Annotated in this window: 16 protein-coding genes; 7 read left to right on the top strand and 9 right to left on the bottom strand. The window is 70.8% G+C overall.

Going from position 1 to position 16,483, the window contains the following annotated elements; translation table 11 throughout:
• Positions 1-56 precede the first annotated feature (56 nt).
• Complete coding sequence (locus V1460_RS28265) at positions 57-611, bottom strand: hypothetical protein (RefSeq protein WP_338676435.1); 555 nt, start codon at positions 609-611, stop codon at positions 57-59.
• A 280-nt stretch (positions 612-891) separates the two neighbouring features.
• Here V1460_RS28265 and V1460_RS28260 point away from each other — a divergent pair, with 280 nt between their 5' ends.
• Complete coding sequence (locus V1460_RS28260) at positions 892-1,599, top strand: hypothetical protein (protein WP_338676434.1); 708 nt, start codon at positions 892-894, stop codon at positions 1,597-1,599.
• 36 nt (positions 1,600-1,635) lie between these two features.
• On the opposite strand, the gene V1460_RS28255 is transcribed toward V1460_RS28260, so the two are convergent.
• Entirely contained in the window at positions 1,636-2,067 is a 432-nt protein-coding gene (locus V1460_RS28255) for a MarR family transcriptional regulator (protein WP_338676433.1), read from the bottom strand.
• A 123-nt stretch (positions 2,068-2,190) separates the two neighbouring features.
• On the opposite strand from V1460_RS28255, the gene V1460_RS28250 reads away from it, so the two are divergent.
• Positions 2,191-3,210, top strand: coding sequence for an NADP-dependent oxidoreductase (locus V1460_RS28250; protein WP_338676432.1), 1,020 nt, complete (start codon positions 2,191-2,193; stop codon positions 3,208-3,210).
• A 132-nt stretch (positions 3,211-3,342) separates the two neighbouring features.
• Complete coding sequence (locus V1460_RS28245; RefSeq protein ID WP_338676431.1) at positions 3,343-4,185, top strand: EI24 domain-containing protein; 843 nt, start codon at positions 3,343-3,345, stop codon at positions 4,183-4,185.
• A 103-nt stretch (positions 4,186-4,288) separates the two neighbouring features.
• Here V1460_RS28245 and V1460_RS28240 read toward each other — a convergent pair whose 3' ends face one another.
• Positions 4,289-5,212 carry an SGNH/GDSL hydrolase family protein gene (locus V1460_RS28240; RefSeq protein ID WP_338676430.1) on the bottom strand — a complete coding sequence of 308 codons (924 nt, stop codon included), beginning with the start codon at positions 5,210-5,212 and terminating at the stop codon, positions 4,289-4,291.
• A 217-nt stretch (positions 5,213-5,429) separates the two neighbouring features.
• Here V1460_RS28240 and V1460_RS28235 point away from each other — a divergent pair, with 217 nt between their 5' ends.
• Positions 5,430-5,924, top strand: a complete 495-nt coding sequence (locus V1460_RS28235) for a DUF3145 domain-containing protein (RefSeq protein ID WP_338676429.1) — start codon at positions 5,430-5,432, stop codon at positions 5,922-5,924.
• 127 nt (positions 5,925-6,051) lie between these two features.
• On the opposite strand, the gene fabF is transcribed toward V1460_RS28235, so the two are convergent.
• The 5 genes from fabF to V1460_RS28210 all read right to left on the bottom strand — a co-directional run bounded on the left by fabF (position 6,052) and on the right by V1460_RS28210 (position 11,090).
• Positions 6,052-7,329, bottom strand: a complete 1,278-nt coding sequence (gene fabF, locus V1460_RS28230) for a beta-ketoacyl-ACP synthase II (RefSeq protein ID WP_338676428.1) — start codon at positions 7,327-7,329, stop codon at positions 6,052-6,054.
• Positions 7,330-7,417: 88 nt separating this feature from the next.
• Positions 7,418-7,666, bottom strand: coding sequence for an acyl carrier protein (locus V1460_RS28225; protein ID WP_055472098.1), 249 nt, complete (start codon positions 7,664-7,666; stop codon positions 7,418-7,420).
• 110 nt (positions 7,667-7,776) lie between these two features.
• On the bottom strand, positions 7,777-8,778 hold the full coding sequence (locus V1460_RS28220) for a ketoacyl-ACP synthase III (RefSeq protein WP_338676427.1): 1,002 nt from the start codon (positions 8,776-8,778) through the stop codon (positions 7,777-7,779).
• A gap of 18 nt (positions 8,779-8,796) precedes the next feature.
• Positions 8,797-9,786: an ACP S-malonyltransferase gene (locus V1460_RS28215; protein WP_338676426.1), complete on the bottom strand. Its 990-nt coding sequence runs from the start codon at positions 9,784-9,786 to the stop codon at positions 8,797-8,799.
• Between the two features lie 89 nt (positions 9,787-9,875).
• Positions 9,876-11,090, bottom strand: coding sequence for a helix-turn-helix domain-containing protein (locus V1460_RS28210; RefSeq protein WP_338676425.1), 1,215 nt, complete (start codon positions 11,088-11,090; stop codon positions 9,876-9,878).
• 184 nt (positions 11,091-11,274) lie between these two features.
• Here V1460_RS28210 and V1460_RS28205 point away from each other — a divergent pair, with 184 nt between their 5' ends.
• Positions 11,275-11,931 (top strand): pirin family protein, encoded by a 657-nt coding sequence (locus tag V1460_RS28205; RefSeq protein WP_338676424.1) that lies wholly within the window; start codon positions 11,275-11,277, stop codon positions 11,929-11,931.
• Positions 11,932-12,033: 102 nt separating this feature from the next.
• Here the strand turns inward: V1460_RS28205 and V1460_RS28200 are convergent, their stop codons facing one another.
• Positions 12,034-13,215: an Ig-like domain-containing protein gene (locus V1460_RS28200; protein ID WP_338676423.1), complete on the bottom strand. Its 1,182-nt coding sequence runs from the start codon at positions 13,213-13,215 to the stop codon at positions 12,034-12,036.
• Between the two features lie 210 nt (positions 13,216-13,425).
• Here V1460_RS28200 and V1460_RS28195 point away from each other — a divergent pair, with 210 nt between their 5' ends.
• On the top strand, positions 13,426-14,622 hold the full coding sequence (locus V1460_RS28195) for a peptidoglycan bridge formation glycyltransferase FemA/FemB family protein (RefSeq protein WP_338676422.1): 1,197 nt from the start codon (positions 13,426-13,428) through the stop codon (positions 14,620-14,622).
• Positions 14,623-14,915: 293 nt separating this feature from the next.
• Positions 14,916-16,472 carry a murein biosynthesis integral membrane protein MurJ gene (gene murJ, locus V1460_RS28190; RefSeq protein WP_407077640.1) on the top strand — a complete coding sequence of 519 codons (1,557 nt, stop codon included), beginning with the start codon at positions 14,916-14,918 and terminating at the stop codon, positions 16,470-16,472.
• The last annotated feature ends 11 nt before the right edge of the window (positions 16,473-16,483 follow it).

Raw genomic sequence — 16,483 nt, 5'->3', positions numbered from 1 at the left:
GACGACAAGTCAGCGCGTTTGCGGTGCCGCGAGTGCCAACGCGGTCGCCGTAGGTGTCACATCAGGCGTTGCAGCAGCCCCCAGGTGAACTCGGCCGCACAGGCCTTCCCACCGGGCAGGGTGAACGCCAGCCCCCAGCGGGTCGGTGCCGTGCCCTCCAGGGGCCGTGCGGGCGCGAAGGCCCTGGCCACCTCGTCCACGGTGCAGGACCAGGGGCGCAGATCCTCCTCGGTGCGCAGTCCGGGGCTCCGCGCCCCCGGCGCGCGTACCAGCCATTCGTTCCACACCGCCCCGCCCGGTGCCGTCAGTACCTCGAACCGGAGGTCCGGCCACAGCGGTACGGGCCACAGCAGGGCGTCGCATTCCAGATCACCGATGCGGCGGCGGGCGGCGGACTCGGGATCGCCGAGCACGGAGCGGTAGCGGGACAGCGCCCCACGGGCCCTGGGGGAGCGGAGCATCGACTGCCAACGGCGGTTCGCCTCGCGTATCTCCGCGATCGACGCACCGAGCCGGCGCCGGGCGTCCTCGACCAGCTCCGGCTGGTGGTCGGCCATCCGGCGGAGCAGGACGAGCTGGAACTCGAAGGGTCCGAACACGGAGCTGTTCATGCCCCCATCGTGCCTGGAGCCCCGGCCGCCGCCACGCTCCGGAACTGCTGATTCCACACAAGATCCTCACAGCCGCGCCTATCTCCGTCACCTGTCGGCTGCGTACGCTGCCAGCCCCATGGATTACTGCTACCAGTGCCGTCGGCACCTCAATGGGGCTCTGGCGTGCGCCGGATGCGGTACGCCCGCGCAGGAGCTGCGGTACTACCGACCCGCCGCCCCCACAGCCATGCCGCCCGCCCCGGCGTCTGCCCCGACTCCCGCTTCCGCGCCTGCTCCCGTGCCGGCTTTTGCGCCTGAGCCCGCCCACGTCCCGCCGGACGAGGTGGTGGTCGAGCTCAGCGGTGCCCACGACGAGCCCCGGGCGCCGTCAGGGCATCGCCGCGCACCCGCCGGGAGCGGAAGGGCGCGCGGACCTGCTGCCGGTGCGCGCAGACGCCGCCCACGCCGCAGCCGTGGCCGGAAGGTGGTGCTCGGCGCCGTCGGTCTGGCCCTCGCCGCAGGCGTGCTGAGCCTGACCGAGCTGGCGAAGGAGGCGGGCTGGGGCGGTGACGGCGCCTCCGTCGAGGTCAGCGAGGAGGAAGAGCCACTCCAGGTCGACGAGATTCCCGAACCGGCCGTCAGCGACGAGCCGGCGGAGCGCCCGAGCGAGGTCGGCCGGAAGCCCGAGACGGCCTCGGCGGTGCCATCGCGCGCAGGAGCCGCAAGAGCCGGGGCCGTCGGGGCGGGCACCGGCAGTCCGGTAGCGGTGGAGTCCCCGTCGGAGGCAAGGCGTTCCGGTTCGTCCGTGCCCGCGCCGAGTCCGAGCAGTGACGTTTCTGCTTCGGCCTCGCCGAAGCCCGGCGGCAAGCCGTCGGACCCGGGGAATTCGGGGAACCCGGGGAACCCGGGTGGTCCGGGTCAGGCGGCCCCGCCTCCGGCAGCCGCACCCACGCCCTCACCCGAGCCAAGCGAGACATGCACCTGGTTCCTCTTCTGGTGCACCTGAGCTTCCGGCGTGTCCGAGCCGTGAGCGTCGCCGCGGCTACCGCGGCTCGCCCAGCATCCGTCTGAGCAGGTCCCGCAGCGCCGTACGTTCCTGCGTCGACAGCTCTGCCAGGGGCTCCCGGGCGAAGTCCAGGGACTCCCGCAACTCCCGTGCGGTCTCCCGGCCCTGCTCCGTGGCCGCCGCGATCTTCACTCTCCGGTCGGCCGCATCGGGCCGCCTCTCGACCAGCCCCCGGGCTTCCAGTCGGTCGATGATCCCCGTCACGTTCGACGGCTCACACTTCAACTGGCGGGCGATCCGGCGCATCGGGGTGGCCTCGACCGAGAGCAGGCCCAGTACTCGGGCCTGCGCGCCGGTGAGGTTGTGCCGAGCCGCGGCCTCCTCGTACTCGTCGTGGTAACGGGCCACGACCGCGCCGATGAGATCGACGACCTCCAGGGTCAGCGGGTCCGTTGGTGTGATGGCCATGGAAACCAGCATACCCCGATACTTGACAACATGAAATATCTAGGCGCATGGTTGTTTCAGGTACTGAAATTCATGTACTGAAACATCAGCGTCAGGCAACATCCAGCAGGAGGCACCGCAGTCATGTCCGCACTTCCCGCGTCCAGCCGTGAATGGCACCTCGTCGCCCGCCCGAACGGCTGGCCCGAGTCCGGGGACGTCGCCCTACGCGAGGTTCCGGTGGAGGAGCCGGGCGAAGGCCGGATCCTCGTACGCAATCTGCACTTCTCGGTCGACCCGTACATGCGCGGCCGGATGAACGATGTGAAGTCCTACGCCCCGCCGTACCAGCTCGACCGGCCCATGGAGGGCGGCGCCGTGGGCGAGGTCATCGCGTCCGCGGCCGAGGGCTTCGCCGTCGGCGACCACGTCCTGCACGGGCTCGGCTGGCGCGAGTACGCCGAAGTGCCTGCTCAGCAGACCACCAAGGTCGACCCGTCGGTGGCCCCGCTCTCCGCCTACCTGGGCGTGCTCGGCATGCCCGGGATGACCGCCTACGCGGGTCTCTTCGAGGTGGCCTCCTTCGAGGAGGGCGACACGGTGTTCGTGTCCGGCGCCGCCGGGGCCGTCGGCAGCCTGGTCGGGCAGATGGCGAAGCTGAAGGGCGCCTCGCGGGTCATCGGTTCGGCCGGCTCGGACGAGAAGGTCAAGCTGCTGGTGGAGGAGTACGGCTTCGACGCAGCCTTCAACTACAAGAACGGCCCCGTGGCCGAGCAGCTCGCCGCCGCCGCGCCCGACGGGATCGACGTGTACTTCGACAACGTCGGCGGTGAGCACCTGGAGGCGGCGATCTCCTCGTTCAACGACCATGGCCGCGCCGCCCTCTGCGGAATGATCGCCCAGTACAACGCCACCGAGCCCACTCCTGCACCGCGCAACCTCATCATGATGATCAGCAAGCGGCTGCGGCTCCAGGGCTTGCTCGTCTCCGACCACGCGGCCCTCCAGCCCCGGTTCGTCCAGGAAGTGGGCGGCTGGCTGCGGTCCGGCGAGCTCAAGTACAACGAGACCGTCGTCGAGGGCATCGAGAACGGCTTCGACGCCTTCCTCGGCATGCTGCGCGGCGAGAACACCGGCAAGATGGTCGTGTCGCTGACCCGCTGACCCGTCCCCATCGGACCCACCCACCGTGGCACCGGGCCGCAACCCCGACACTCGGGGGTGCGGTCCGAAGTGCGACCTGGCAGCGCCGCGGCCCAGTCGGTACGGTCCCGCTCGCCCGATAGGGTGAGCGGCATGCGTGATTTCGGGGCGGGCTTCGGCTACATGGTCAAGGGTCAGCGGTGGGTCGGCAGGCACGGCCGCTGGTTCGGTTTCGGGCTGTTGCCGGGACTGATCACCATGGTCCTGTACCTGGCCGGGCTCATCGGGCTCTGGTACGGAGCCGACGACCTGGTGGCCTGGTCGACGCCGTTCGCGGACGACTGGTCATCGCCGTGGCTCGGTGTGTTCCGCGGTTTCCTCACCGCACTGCTCTTCGTCCTCGGCCTCTTCCTGTCCGTGATCACCTTCACGGCCGTGACCCTGCTGGTCGGTCAGCCGTTCTACGAATCGCTCTCCAAGGAGGTCGACCGCACCGAGGGTGGCGAGGCCCCCGAGTCGGGGCTCAGCCTGTGGCGTGAGCTGTGGATCTCCGCCCGGGACAGCCTGAAGGTGGTGCTGCGGGCCGCGTTCTACGGTGTGCTGCTCTTCGCACTCGGCTTCGTCCCGGTCGTCGGGCAGACCGTCGTCCCCGTACTCGGCTTCTGCGTCTCCGGGTTCTTCCTCGCCGAGGAGCTCACGGCCGTGGCCCTCCAGCGCCGCGGTGTCGAACTCAAGGAGCGCTTGGCGCTGCTGCGCGGTCGCCGCATGCTCACCCTCGGCTTCGGGGTCCCGCTCGCCCTGGCCTTCGTGGTCCCGTTCGTCGCGGTGTTCCTGATGCCGGGCGCGGTCGCGGGCGCGACCCTGCTGGTGCGCGATCTGACCGCGGCCCCGGACGAGGCGCAGTCGCGGCCCGAGCCGGATTCCAGGCTCGAGCCGCAACTGGCGCCTTACGGTCCCTACGGCCTCAGCAAGGACCAGCCCCGGGGCGGTATCTGAGAAGCGCCCAGGAGGATCCCCCGGGGGGAACGCTCCCCGGGGATTCCGCGTACAGGGCGCAGTCGACCCCCGCGCGCCAGCGATCGACCGGCTGTGCGGAGTCCTACGTGGGCGGCTCGGCCGCCGTCACGTTCCGGTGGGCGATCTCCGCGAGACGCCGTTGGCCGTCCCTGCCGGGGTGGAACCAGTCCCAGGGGCTCAACTGCTCGCCCGTGAACCGGTAGTCGAAGACGTCCCCGCCGTCGTACCGGCATCGCCGGTCCTTCGCACACACGTCCTTGAGCGCCTCGTTGTACGCGACCACCCGCTCGTACACCCGCGTCCTGCGCTGCCCTGCCGCCTCGCCCAGGTCCTCTGCGTCGGCGAGCATCGAAGCGCAGATGCCCAGTTTCCACACCTCCCGGGCGAACGGGCTGACCCGGCCGGCCGACCACAGGCGCTTCAGGTCGGGGACGCTCGACACATACACCTGCGCCTCGGGCGCGGCACGGCGCAGTTCGCGCATCGCCGCTTCGAACGACGCTGTGAACTCCTTGACCGGGGTCATCAGTTCGGGTGAGTCCCGGCATGCGTCATTCGCCCCCGCCATCACCGTGACCAGTTCGGGGCGGTGTGCCGCCGCCGCGGTCATCTGTGCCGGGACGTCCGCCATCCTCGCCCCGCTCCGGGCGTGGTTCCAGCTGCGTTCGGCCGCCGCGGTACCCAGCAGGCGCTGCGCCAGGCTGCGTACTCCCGTGTCGCTGCCGGTCGCCCAGGACACCTCGGGGCAGTCCGCGAGCAGGGCGCAGACGTCGAAACCGCGGGTGATCGAGTCGCCGACGGCCGCGATCGAGCCGGGGCTTCGGTCCCAGTCGGGCGTGGGCGAGGGGGACGGCCGGGGTGCCTTCGGCGGGACTCCGCTCTGCGCGGCGGGCGGTTCGTCACAGCCTGTGACCGCAAACTGTCCGACGAGCACCGCCGCCGTCAACGCGGCGACAGCGGCAAACGGGCGAAGTCTCCATCGTCCATTCTGCTGGTTCTCGTGCATCCCCGCTCTCCCCGCCGGTGCCCCCGCGACACCCCGTTTCCCCCCAGCGCACGGTAGCTTTGGCCGCGTCGAACCAAGGGTGGCCGGTCCACCGGCTCCGGTAAATTACATCACGTCACATGCTGTCCGTTATGAGCGAGTTCGCGGAGTTTAGCGTCTGGTGATGTTTACTGAGGCCCCTGGGAAAGGCGAACCTCGTCCCACACTGGAGGTCCCGGTGACGACACGCGGCGTTCTGTACGTTCACTCCGCACCCCGCGCGCTGTGCCCGCACGTCGAATGGGCGGTGGCGGGCGTACTGGGTGTGCGAGTCCAACTCGACTGGGTTCGGCAGCCGGCGTCGCCGGGCACCTGGAGAGCGGAGTTCTCCTGGCAGGGCGAGGCGGGCACGGCGGCCAAGCTGGCGTCGGCGCTGCGCGGCTGGCAGCTGCTGCGCTTCGAGGTCACCGCCGAGCCGACTCCCGCCGCCGAGGGCGAGCGCTACAGCGCCACCCCCGACCTGGGAATCTTCCATGCCGTCACCGGAATTCACGGCGACATCCTGATCCCCGAGGACCGGCTGCGCGCTGCCCTGGTCCGTTCGGCTCAGGGTGAGACGCAGCTGGAGGCCGAGATCTCCAAGCTGCTGGGCAAGCCCTGGGACGACGAGCTGGAGCCGTTCCGGTACGCGGGTGAGGGAGCCCCGGTCCGGTGGCTGCACCAGGTGGTCTGACACGCCGCCGCCCAGGTTCCGCCACGAGGCGCTGAACACGGCAGGGCCCGTCTCCTCCACGTGAACCCAAGTGGAGGAGACGGGCCCTGCCGTCCGTCGTCGGCGCGGTGCGAGGGTCCGGCGGTCGTCAGACCGTACGGAACGCCAGCACCACGTTGTGGCCGCCGAAACCGAACGAGTTGTTGATCGCCGCGATCGTGCCGCTGGGCAGCGCCCGCGGCTCACCGCGCACGATGTCCGCATCCACGTCCGGGTCGAGCTCGTCGACGTTGATCGTCGGCGGGGCGAGCCGGTGGTGCAGGGCGAGGACCGTCGCCACGGTCTCGATACCGCCCGCGCCGCCGAGCAGGTGCCCGGTCATCGACTTGGTCGCGGACACCGCGACATGGTCGAGGTCGTCGCCGAGCACCTTGCGCAGCGCCTTGATCTCCGCGACATCACCCTGAGGAGTGGACGTCGCATGGGCGTTGAGGTGGACGACCTCGCCCGGCTTGAGGTCCGACGAGTCCAGCAGGTTCTGCAACGCGGCGGCGATACCGCGGCCGGTCGGCTCCGGCTGGGCGATGTGGTGGCTGTCAGCCGACAGGCCCTGGCCGAGCACCTCGCAGTACACGCGGGCGCCCCGAGCCGCGGCGTGCTCCGCCGACTCCAGGATGACCACACCGGAGCCCTCGCCGAGGACGAAGCCGTCACGGTCCTTGTCGTAGGGGCGCGAAGCCTTCTCGGGCTCGTCGTTGTTCTTGGACATCGCCATCATGTTGGCGAACGCGGCGACCGGCAGCGGGTGGATCGCCGCCTCCGTGCCGCCGGCGATGACCACGTCGGCACGGCCGCTGCGGATCATCTCGACGGCGTAGCCGATCGCTTCGGCGCCCGACGCGCACGCGGAGACCGGGGTGTGCACGCCGGCCTGGGCGTTCACCTCCAGCCCCACGTTCGCCGATGGGCTGTTGGGCATCAGCATCGGCACGGTGTGCGGGGAGACGCGGCGTACGCCCTTCTCCTTCAGCACGTCGTACTGGTCGAGCAGCGTGGTGACACCGCCGATACCGGACGCGATGACCGCGCCGAGCCGCTCGGGCGCGACCTGCGCCGCGCCCTCGGCGGATTCCGCTCCGGCCGGGCCGGCGTAACCCGCGTCGGCCCACGCCTCGCGGGCGGCGATCAGCGCGAACTGGGCGGAACGGTCCAGCTTCCGGGCGACCGGACGCGGAAGCACATCAGCCGGGTCGACCGCCACCGGGGCGGCGATCCGGACGGGCAGGTCGGCGAAGCGCTCGTCGTCCAGTGGACGGACGCCGGAGCGTCCCGCGATCAGACCTTCCCAGGTCGATGCGGTGTCGCCACCCAGCGGTGTGGTTGCGCCGATACCGGTGACGACCACGGTGCGATTGGTCGAGTTCACAGGAATTCTTTCTCCACGGTCTAAGCGGTGAGGCGGTTGCGTGAATCAGCGGCGCCACCGCTGGGTGGCGTACCGGATCGGCCCTTGATCAGGCCTGGTGCTTCAGGATGTAGTCGGCGGCGTCGCCGACCGTCTTGAGGTTCTTGACGTCCTCGTCCGGGATCTTGACGTCGAAGCGCTCTTCGGCGGCGACGACGACCTCGACCATGGACAGTGAGTCGACGTCCAGGTCGTCGGTGAAGGACTTGTCCAGCTGGACGTCCTCCGTCGGGATACCCGCGATCTCGTTGACGATCTCCGCGAGACCGGCGACGATCTCTTCCTGCGTGGCGGCCATGTGGCGCTCCTTCAATGTGTGGCTCAGTGTCTGGCTGAGGGTTGAACAGGCTGACCCGGAGTCCGGACGACCGGAGCGTTCCCGGAAGTCCGGAAGATCCGAATGCTTGCCTAGGGGAGGGTAACGACCGTCGCGGCGTATACGAGACCCGCCCCGAAGCCGATGACGAGCGCGGTGTCGCCGCTCTTCGCCTCGCCGGTCGCCAGAAGCCGCTCCATCGCGAGCGGAATCGAGGCGGCCGATGTGTTGCCGGTGGTCTCCACATCACGGGCGACCGTGACGTGCTCCGGCAGTTTCAGGGTCTTCACCATCGAGTCGATGATCCGCATATTGGCCTGGTGCGGGATGAAGACGTCCAGGTCGTCCACGCTGATCCCGGCCGCGTCCAGCGCCTGCTGGGCGACCTTGGCCATCTCGAACACGGCCCAGCGGAAGACCGCCTGACCTTCCTGGGTGATGGCAGGGAACCGGTCGACGGTGCCGTCCCGGTACTCCTCCCACGACACGGTCTGCTTGATCGTGCCGGCCTTGTCACCCTCGGAGCCCCACACCGTGGGGCCGATCCGCGGTTCCTCGGCCGGACCGACCACGACCGCGCCCGCGCCGTCGCCGAACAGGAAGGCCGTGGCACGGTCCTCCAGATCGGTCAGATCACTGAGCCGCTCGACTCCGATCACCAGCACGTACTCGGCTGAACCTTCCACGACCATGCCCTTGGCGAGGGTCAGTCCGTAGCCGAAACCGGCGCAGCCGGCCGAGATGTCGAAGGCCGCGGCCTTCTTCGTGCCGAGCTTGTCGGCGATCTCGGTGGCGATGGCAGGCGTCTGGTGGAAGTGCGAGACGGTGGAGACGACGACGGCGCCGATCTGCTCCGGGGTCAGCCCGGCATCGGCGATCGCCTTGCCCGATGCCTCGATCGACATCGCGGCGACGGTCTCCTCCTCGTTCGCCCAGTGCCGGGTCGCGATACCCGAGCGGGAACGGATCCACTCGTCGGACGAGTCGATCGTCTCCAGGATCACCTCGTTGGGCACGACGCGGACGGGGCGGTAACCGCCGACACCCATGATCCGTGCGTACGGGGCGCCCTGGCTGGGCCTGATCTTCGACATGCGCTTACGGCTCCTTCGTCAGGCGCTGGGCGAGCCCGCCGCTTCCGCGGCGTCCGAGGCTTCGGCAGCGGCACCCGCTGCCTCGGCGATGAGTGTGCGGGCCGCTTCGAGGTCGTCGGGGGTCTTCAGCGCGAGTGTCCTCACACCCGGCAGGGCGCGCTTGGCCAGGCCGACGAGGGTGCCGCCCGGGCACACCTCGATGATCGCGGTCGCGCCGAGCTCCTTGAACGTCTCCATGCACAGGTCCCAGCGGACCGGGTTGGCGACCTGGCCCACGAGCCGGGCCACGACCTCCTCGCCGGCGGTGACGACGGCGCCGTCCTTGTTCGAGACGTACGGGATCTTCGGGTCTATGGGGGCCAGCGCCTTGGCGGCCTCTTCCAGCTTGGCGACCGCGGGTGCCATGTGGTGCGTGTGGAACGCGCCGGCCACCTTCAGCGCCACGACCTTGCGGACGCCCTCGGGCTTGTCCGCGTCCAGCGCGGCGAGTTGTTCCTTGGTTCCGGCGGCCACGATCTGGCCCGCGCCGTTCACATTCGCCGGAGTCAGCCCGAGCTTCCGCAGATGCCCGATGCTCAGCTCGGGGTCCCCGCCGAGCAGCGCGGACATACCGGTCTCGGTGACGGCGGCGGCTTCGGCCATCGCCAGGCCCCGGGTCCGCACCAAGCGCAGCGCGGCCGCCTCGTCGAGGACGCCGGCGAACGCGGCAGCGGTGATCTCGCCGACGCTGTGACCGGCTACGGCGCCGGGCGCGAAGTCGCCGAGAGCGTCGCGGAGCGAGTCACGCAGCGCGGAGGCGGACAGCAGACCCGCTGCGACGAGCAGTGGTTGAGCCACGGCCGTGTCGCGGATCTGGTCCGCGTCGGCCTTCGTGCCGTAGTGGGCGAGGTCGAGTCCGATGGCGTCCGACCAGACCGCGATACGGTCGGCGGCGCCGGGGAGTTCGAGCCAGGGGGTCAGAAAGCCGGGCGTCTGAGCGCCTTGGCCGGGAGCGACGAGTACGAGCACCCTCACACTCTCTCTTGTGGATGGTCCCAGCCGCCCGTGGGGACAGGGACCAAGAACCGTCAGGGGAATTGTCGGTGTTCGACAAAAGACTAGGACTGGAGATCGCCGTCTACCAGACGCCCGAGGATGAGTGCGATCCGGAGAGTGAACGCGGAGCGGACATCGGAGGGTGACCAGCCGGTGACGTCGGTCACACGTCGGAGCCGGTAGCGGACGGTGTTCGGGTGCACGAAGAGCATCCGTGCGGCGCCTTCGAGGCTGCTGGCCTGCTCCAGGTAGACACTGAGCGTTTCCAGCAGTGCCGAGCCTGCTTCTTCCAGTGGTCTGTAGATCTCCTCCACCAGCTGCTCGCGCGCTGAAGGGTCGCCCGCGATGGCGCGTTCCGGCAGCAGATCGTCCGCCAGAACCGGACGCGGGGCATCCTGCCACGCCGCACACGCCTTGAGGCCCGCTGCGGCGGCCTGTGCGGAGCGTGTCGCCGCCAGCAGGTCCGGTACGACCGGACCGGCCACCACAGGGCCTGCGGCGTACGGGCCGATCAGCGCCTTGGCGACGTGCAGCGGACTGTCGCTGCCGCCGGCGATCACCACGAGGCGGTCGCCGAGCACTCCGGTCAGCACCTGGAGCTTGGCGTGTCGGGCCGCGCGGCGGATGGCCTCCACGGTGAGCTCGCTGTCCCCGTCGGGCGCGGTGCCCAGCACCACGCACACATGCTCCGGTGAGTTCCAGCCGAGCGCCGCTGCCCTGCTGACGGCGCCCTCGTCGGCCTCGCCGGACAGCACCGCGTTGACCACAAGCGATTCGAGCCGGGCGTCCCAGGCACCGCGCGCCTCCGCGGCCTGCGCGTAGACCTGGGCGGTCGCGAAGGCGATCTCCCGTGCGTAGACCAGCAGGGCCTCGCGGAGGATCGACTCGTCCCCCGGTGCGGCGACGTCCTCGATCGCCACCTCCATGACCTCGATGGTGGTGCGCACCATCTCCACCGTCTGTCGCAGCGTGATCGCGCGGGTCAGTTCACGCGGGGCCGTGCCGAAGACGTCGGTCGAGATCGCCTGGGGTGTCTCGGGGTGCCGGAACCACTCGGTGAACGCCGCGATACCCGCCTGGGCCACCAGTCCGATCCACGACCGGTTCTCCGGGGGCATGGCCCGGTACCACGGCAGCATCTCGTCCATGCGGGCGATGGCGTTCGCCGCGAGCCGCCCCGATGACTGCTCCAGTCGCTTCAGGGTCGCGGAGTGCGGATGGGCGGCGGCAGCGGGCAGAGCCGGCTCGACGGGTTCGACGGGTTCGGGATGGGGCACGGGGACAAGAGTGCCTTATCAGGACGCCTACGCGGAGACTCGGGGTCCGGGGCGGATGCCCGCGCGGGGAGCGGACGGCGGGGGGCCGGGGCCCGGCTCAGGGGTCCCGGACGGGCTCCCGACCGGCCTCCGGGAGGGCTCCGGGGGCGCCACCGAGCCCGCGCCACCGTCTACCGTGGAGCGTGTGATTTCCGTACGGCGCGCCGCGGGGCGCTACCGGGGTGGCGACGAGGCCACCGGCATCGAATCGCTGCACGCCTTCTCGTTCGGACGTTTCTACGATCCCGACAATCTGCGCTTCGGGGCGATCATCGCCTGCAACGAGGAGCGACTGGCGCCCGGCGCCGGGTTCGACGAGCATCCGCACAGCCACACCGAGATCGTGACCTGGGTGGTGGAGGGCGAGCTGACCCACCGTGACGACACCGGCCGTGCCACCGTCGTGCGCCCCGGCGATGTGCAGCGGCTGAGTTCGGCGGGCGGAGTGCGGCACGTCGAACGCAATGACACCGGCGCACCGCTGACCTTCGTACAGATGTGGCTCTCGCCCCTGGAGCCCGGCGGGGAGCCGTCCTACGAGGTCGTGCGGGGCATCGCCGACGCCACCCCCTACGCCCTCCCCCAGTCCGGGGCGGTGCTGCACGTACGCCGACTCGGCACGGACGAGCGCGCCGCCGTCCCTGACGCGCCGCTGGTGTACGTGCATGTCGTGCGTGGTGTGGTGCGGCTGGCGTGGGACGAGCTCGGGCCCGGAGACGCGGCGCGGATCACCGAGGGGTTGGGTCTTGAGTTGGTCGCTGCCGCCCCGGCCGAGGTGCTCGTGTGGGAGCTCGACCGGTGAGTCACGGCGCCGTGCCGTCGACCCTGCCGTCGCCTCGTGCCGTGCCGTCGACCCCTGATCATCAGCTGGTGATCATGGGCCGTTCCTCCCAGGCGGAAGTGCTCAGCGCAGTGCGCTCTTGCTCCGCCACTCCTCCCACGACAGGTTCCATTCGCCGAAGCCGTTCTCCGGCGCGACCGTCCCCTTGGTCTCCCCGCCCTTGATCTCGAACGGGTCGCCCGGCCGCACCTGCCCGTAGAGCCAGGCCGCGTCCGAGTCGCTCATGCCGATGCAGCCCGAGCTGCGGTTGGCGTTGCCGAAGTAGGCGGAGTTCCACGGCGCCGCGTGCGCGTACATCCCCGACCAGGTCAGCCGCATCGAGTAGTCGACCATCTTGTCGTAGGCGTTGCCGAGGCCCACGGTCTCGGAGTTCATGTTGATCGTGCCCTCCTTGGCCATCAGCACGGCGGTGCCGCGCCAGGAGCGCTTGTCACCGCCCGGGGTGCCGCCGGACACGGGGATCCGGCGGACCGTCTCTCCGTCACGCTGCAGCGCGAGCTGGTGGTTGTCGAGGTCGACCTTGACGGTCTGCGCGGCGCCGATGGTGAACGCGGTGGTGTAGTCGCGTATGAACCAGCCGCCGTCGCTCCCGGAATCGGTGCCGTTCAGCTCGGCGTTGAGGGTGACCTTGGTGCCGGGCTTCCAGTACGTCCTGGGCCGCCAGTCCACCCTGTCCTTGCCGGACCAGTCGCGCATCCAGCCCCAGGCCCCCTCGGTCTTGCTCGACGTGGTGATCTTGAGCTGCTTCTCGACCTCGGCCCGGTTCTTGACGGGGCGGTCGAAGACCAGTGAGATCGGCTGGGCGATACCGACGGAGGCGCCCGCGCCTGGCCGCCAGTCGACCTTGTTGACCTTGTCGGCGTCCGCTGTGGCGAAGGAGGCCTTGGCCGTGCCCGCCGTGCCCCCCTTGGTCCTGGTCGCCGCCGTGACCTGGTAGGCCGTGCCCGGGGCGGCCTTGCGGTCCGAGGTCCATGCCGTGCCGCCGGAGCCCAGCTTGCCGCTGAGTCTGCGGCCCTTGGCGTCGGTGACGGTCACGGAGGTGAGGGTGCCGCCCGTGGCGGTGACCTTGACGGGCTCGCCTGCGGCGGCCTGCCTCCCCTTCGGTGTGACGGAGAGCGTGACAGGACGGTCGTCGGCTGCTTTGGCGTCACCCGACGCGGGGCTGGTGCCGGACGAGCAGGCGGCGAGCGGCGCCAGCAGGATGGCCGCGGCAGCAGCCCGAACTCGTATGCGGTCACGGTGCAACTGGATCTCCGTGGTTGAAGAGGTCGGAACAGGGCGAATGCCGTGACTGTAAGACCGGGAACGCCCTTGCGGACGCCGTGCGGGGCCATGTGACAGCGACTGGTGAGAAACGGTCATGGTCCGGTCACATTCGCCGCGCGGCACGGTCATCGGGGGCTGTGAGCATCTCGCTGTCCCCGAGACAGCACGGGGCGGAAGAGAGGTCACACTGTGTCAGCGCTGCTTGTGCCGCCCGGCCGTGGTCAGGATGTCCGGAACCGTGCCGTCCGCCTGGCGCCCGTCACCGCCCAGGCCTACCGCGCCTTCCTCACGGCTCCCGCCGGTGCCGCCCTCGGCGCGGGCTTCCTCCAGTGCCCGTCCTGGGCGGACGTCAAGGAGGGCTGGCGCGCGCAGCTGCTCGGCTGGGGACCGGACCCGGAGGCGGGCGATCTGACCGGCGTGGCGCTGGTCCTGCTGCGACAACTCCCCGGCACCCGAAAGTACTTCGCCTACCTGCCCGAAGGGCCCGTCGCCGACTGGGCCGACCCGGACATCGACGGCTGGCTCACCCCTCTGCTGGAGCATCTGCGTGCTTCCGGCGCCTTCGCGGTGCGGATCGGCCCTTCGCCCGCGTACCGCCGCTGGGACGCGGCGGTGCTGAAGTCGGCCGCCGGTCCCGGTAGGCGCCTGTCCGATGTGCTCGCGAGCGAGGTCGACCCCCTGGGTACGGCGGTCGCCGAACGGCTGCGTGCACGGGGCTGGCGCCGCTGCGGCGGTGCCGGCGGTGGGGACGACGGTGACGCCCAGCCGCGCCATGTCTTCCAGGTGCCGCTCGCCGGACGAGACAGCGACGGTCTGTGGTCGGGCCTCAATCAGGAGTGGCGGCGCAACGTCCGCCGCGCCCGGAAGGAAGGCGTCGAGGTGGTTCAGGGCAGCGCCGCCGAACTCCCGGAGTTCTACCGCCTGCTGCGGATCACCGAAGAGCGCGACGGTTTCCGGCTCGGCCGGTCGCTCGCGTACTACGAGCGCCAGTACGCGGTACTCAACGCCGAGCAGCCCGGGCGGATGAAGCTGTATCTGGCCCGCCACGGCGGGGAGATACTCGCCGCCCATACGATGATCACGGTGGGCCGCCGGGTCTGGTACCAGACCGGTGCCTCCGCCGACCACCGCCGCGAGGTCCGGCCCTCCAACGCCCTGCAGTGGCGGATGCTCCTCGACGCCCAGGCGCTCGGCGCCGATGTGTACGACATGCGCGGGGTACCCTCCACACTCGACCCTGACGAACGTGCGTACGGGCTGATGCGGTGGAAGCTCGGCACGGGCGGACGGGTCGTCGAGACGCTGGGGGAATGGGAGAGACCGTTGGGCGGAACCGCCAACCACGCGCTGCACCGCGCCTTCCAGGCGTATCTGGCTCGGCGATGACACGTTCGATGCGTCCGACACATCCGGTGCCGCGGACGGGCACCGGACCCGGCACGAGCACGGGCGGCGGAGGGACCGCCGGCGCGGAGGCGCGGGCCGCGCCCGCGGAACCGCCGGTCGCGCTGCCCCGCCAGGGCCGGGGACCGCACGCCGACGGCCGGAAGCCCACCTCTCCGGGTGATGACCCGAACCACGGCACTCGGACCGGGGGCGTTGCCGACGCACCCCGGGCTGGTGCCGAGGTGCCCGGCGACGGGGCCGGGCAGTCCTCCGCCCTGCGCAACAGCGCCGTCATGGCCGCCGGGTCGATCGTGTCCCGAGCCACCGGCTTCGCGCGCTCCGCCGTCGTCGCCGCGGCGATCGGTACCATCGGTCCCACGGCCGACAGCTATGCCGCCGGCAACTCCCTCCCCACCATCGTCTACATGCTGCTCATGGGCGGTGCGCTGAACGCCGTCTTCGTGCCCGAGCTGGTCAAGGCGTCCAAGGAGCACGAGGACGGCGGCGCCGCGTACACCGACCGTCTGCTCACCGTCTGCATCGTCGCCCTGCTCGCCATCACCGCTGCCGCGGTCTGGGCCGCGCCCGCGATCATCGAGGCGTACACCGGCTACACCGGCGACCGCGCCGCGACAGCGGTCGCGTTCGCCCGGTACTGCCTCCCGCAGATCTTCTTCCTCGGGCTGTTCACGCTGCTAGGCCAGGCGCTCAACGCACGCGGCCGGTTCGGCGCGATGATGTGGGCTCCGGCACTCAACAACGTCGTCGTCATCATCGTCTTCGGCCTCTACCTGGGCCTCGCGCTCGGCGGCGGGGACACGCTGACCCCCTCCGAGACCGCGCTGCTCGGCTGGGGTACCACCGCCGGTATCGCCGTCCAGGCCCTCGCCCTCGTCCCGGCCCTGCGCGCCGCCCGCTTCCGCTGGCGGCCTCGCTTCGACTGGCGCGGCAGCGGGCTGACCCGCCCGCTGCGTTCGGCCGGCTGGCTGGTGCTGCTGGTGCTTGCCAACCAGGCGGCGTACTGGGTCACGACCCGGCTGGCCACGACCGCGGGACTCGGTGGTGGGCCGGGCAACAGCGCCTACAACAACGTCTACGCGCTCTGGGCCGTGCCGCACGGGATCATCACCGTCTCGCTCATGACCGCCCTGGTGCCGCGGATGAGCGCGGCGGCGGCCGACGCCGACACCGCGGCCGTCCGGCGCGATGTCTCGTACGCCCTGCGCACCTCCAGCGCCGCGGTGGTACCCGCCGCCTGCATGCTGTTCGCCCTGGGGCACCCGGTGATGGACCTGGTGTTCGGGTACGGCAGGACCAGCGAAGCCCACACGGCCGCGATGGCCGGGATCATGATGGCGTTCGCGCCCGGGCTGATCGCCATGTCCGGCCAGTACGTGCTGTCCCGTACGTTCTACGCGCTCTCCGACACCCGCACGCCCTTCCTGCTCAACCTGGTGATCGTGGGCCTCAACGCGGGACTCTCGCTGGCCGCCGCGCAACTGCTGCCCGCGCGCTGGGCGGTCACGGGGATGGCGGCGGCGTATTCGCTGGCCCTGTGCGCGGGCTGGCTGGTGACGGCCCGGGTGCTGAGCCGCCGGCTCGCCGTCGCCCGGCCGCTGCGGTCGGCACCCGCCGGGACGCACGCACGGCTGCTGCTCGCCGCGCTGCCCGCGACCGCGCTGGGCTGGCTGGCCGCCACCGGCAGCGCACCGGCCGGAGCCCCGGCGGCCGCGGCGGCGGGTGCCGTCGTGATCGTGCTCACCTTCGCCGTGCTCGCCCGCCCGCTCCGACTCACCGAACTCGACGCACTGCTCACCGGTCTGCGCCGCAGACTGTCTCGGCGACGCTGAACCAATACCGA

Source organism: Streptomyces sp. SCSIO 30461, from assembly GCF_037023745.1.
Lineage (GTDB): Bacteria > Actinomycetota > Actinomycetes > Streptomycetales > Streptomycetaceae > Streptomyces.
The sequence above is the reverse complement of the archived record's forward strand: the minus strand, read 5'-3'. Positions and strand labels throughout refer to the sequence as shown.

What these genes read in the sequence shown, in the direction of transcription:
- V1460_RS28255 (WP_338676433.1), bottom strand. Translation starts at nt 2,067, where the DNA reads ATGGCCATCACACCAACGGACCCGCTGACCCTGGAGGTCGTCGATCTC.
- V1460_RS28220 (WP_338676427.1), bottom strand. Translation starts at nt 8,778, where the DNA reads ATGTCGAAGATCAGGCCCAGCCAGGGCGCCCCGTACGCACGGATCATG.
- V1460_RS28240 (WP_338676430.1), bottom strand. Translation starts at nt 5,212, where the DNA reads ATGCACGAGAACCAGCAGAATGGACGATGGAGACTTCGCCCGTTTGCC.
- V1460_RS28245 (WP_338676431.1), top strand. Translation starts at nt 3,343, where the DNA reads ATGCGTGATTTCGGGGCGGGCTTCGGCTACATGGTCAAGGGTCAGCGG.
- V1460_RS28250 (WP_338676432.1), top strand. Translation starts at nt 2,191, where the DNA reads ATGTCCGCACTTCCCGCGTCCAGCCGTGAATGGCACCTCGTCGCCCGC.
- V1460_RS28265 (WP_338676435.1), bottom strand. Translation starts at nt 611, where the DNA reads ATGAACAGCTCCGTGTTCGGACCCTTCGAGTTCCAGCTCGTCCTGCTC.
- V1460_RS28225 (WP_055472098.1), bottom strand. Translation starts at nt 7,666, where the DNA reads ATGGCCGCCACGCAGGAAGAGATCGTCGCCGGTCTCGCGGAGATCGTC.
- murJ (WP_407077640.1), top strand. Translation starts at nt 14,916, where the DNA reads ATGGCCGCCGGGTCGATCGTGTCCCGAGCCACCGGCTTCGCGCGCTCC.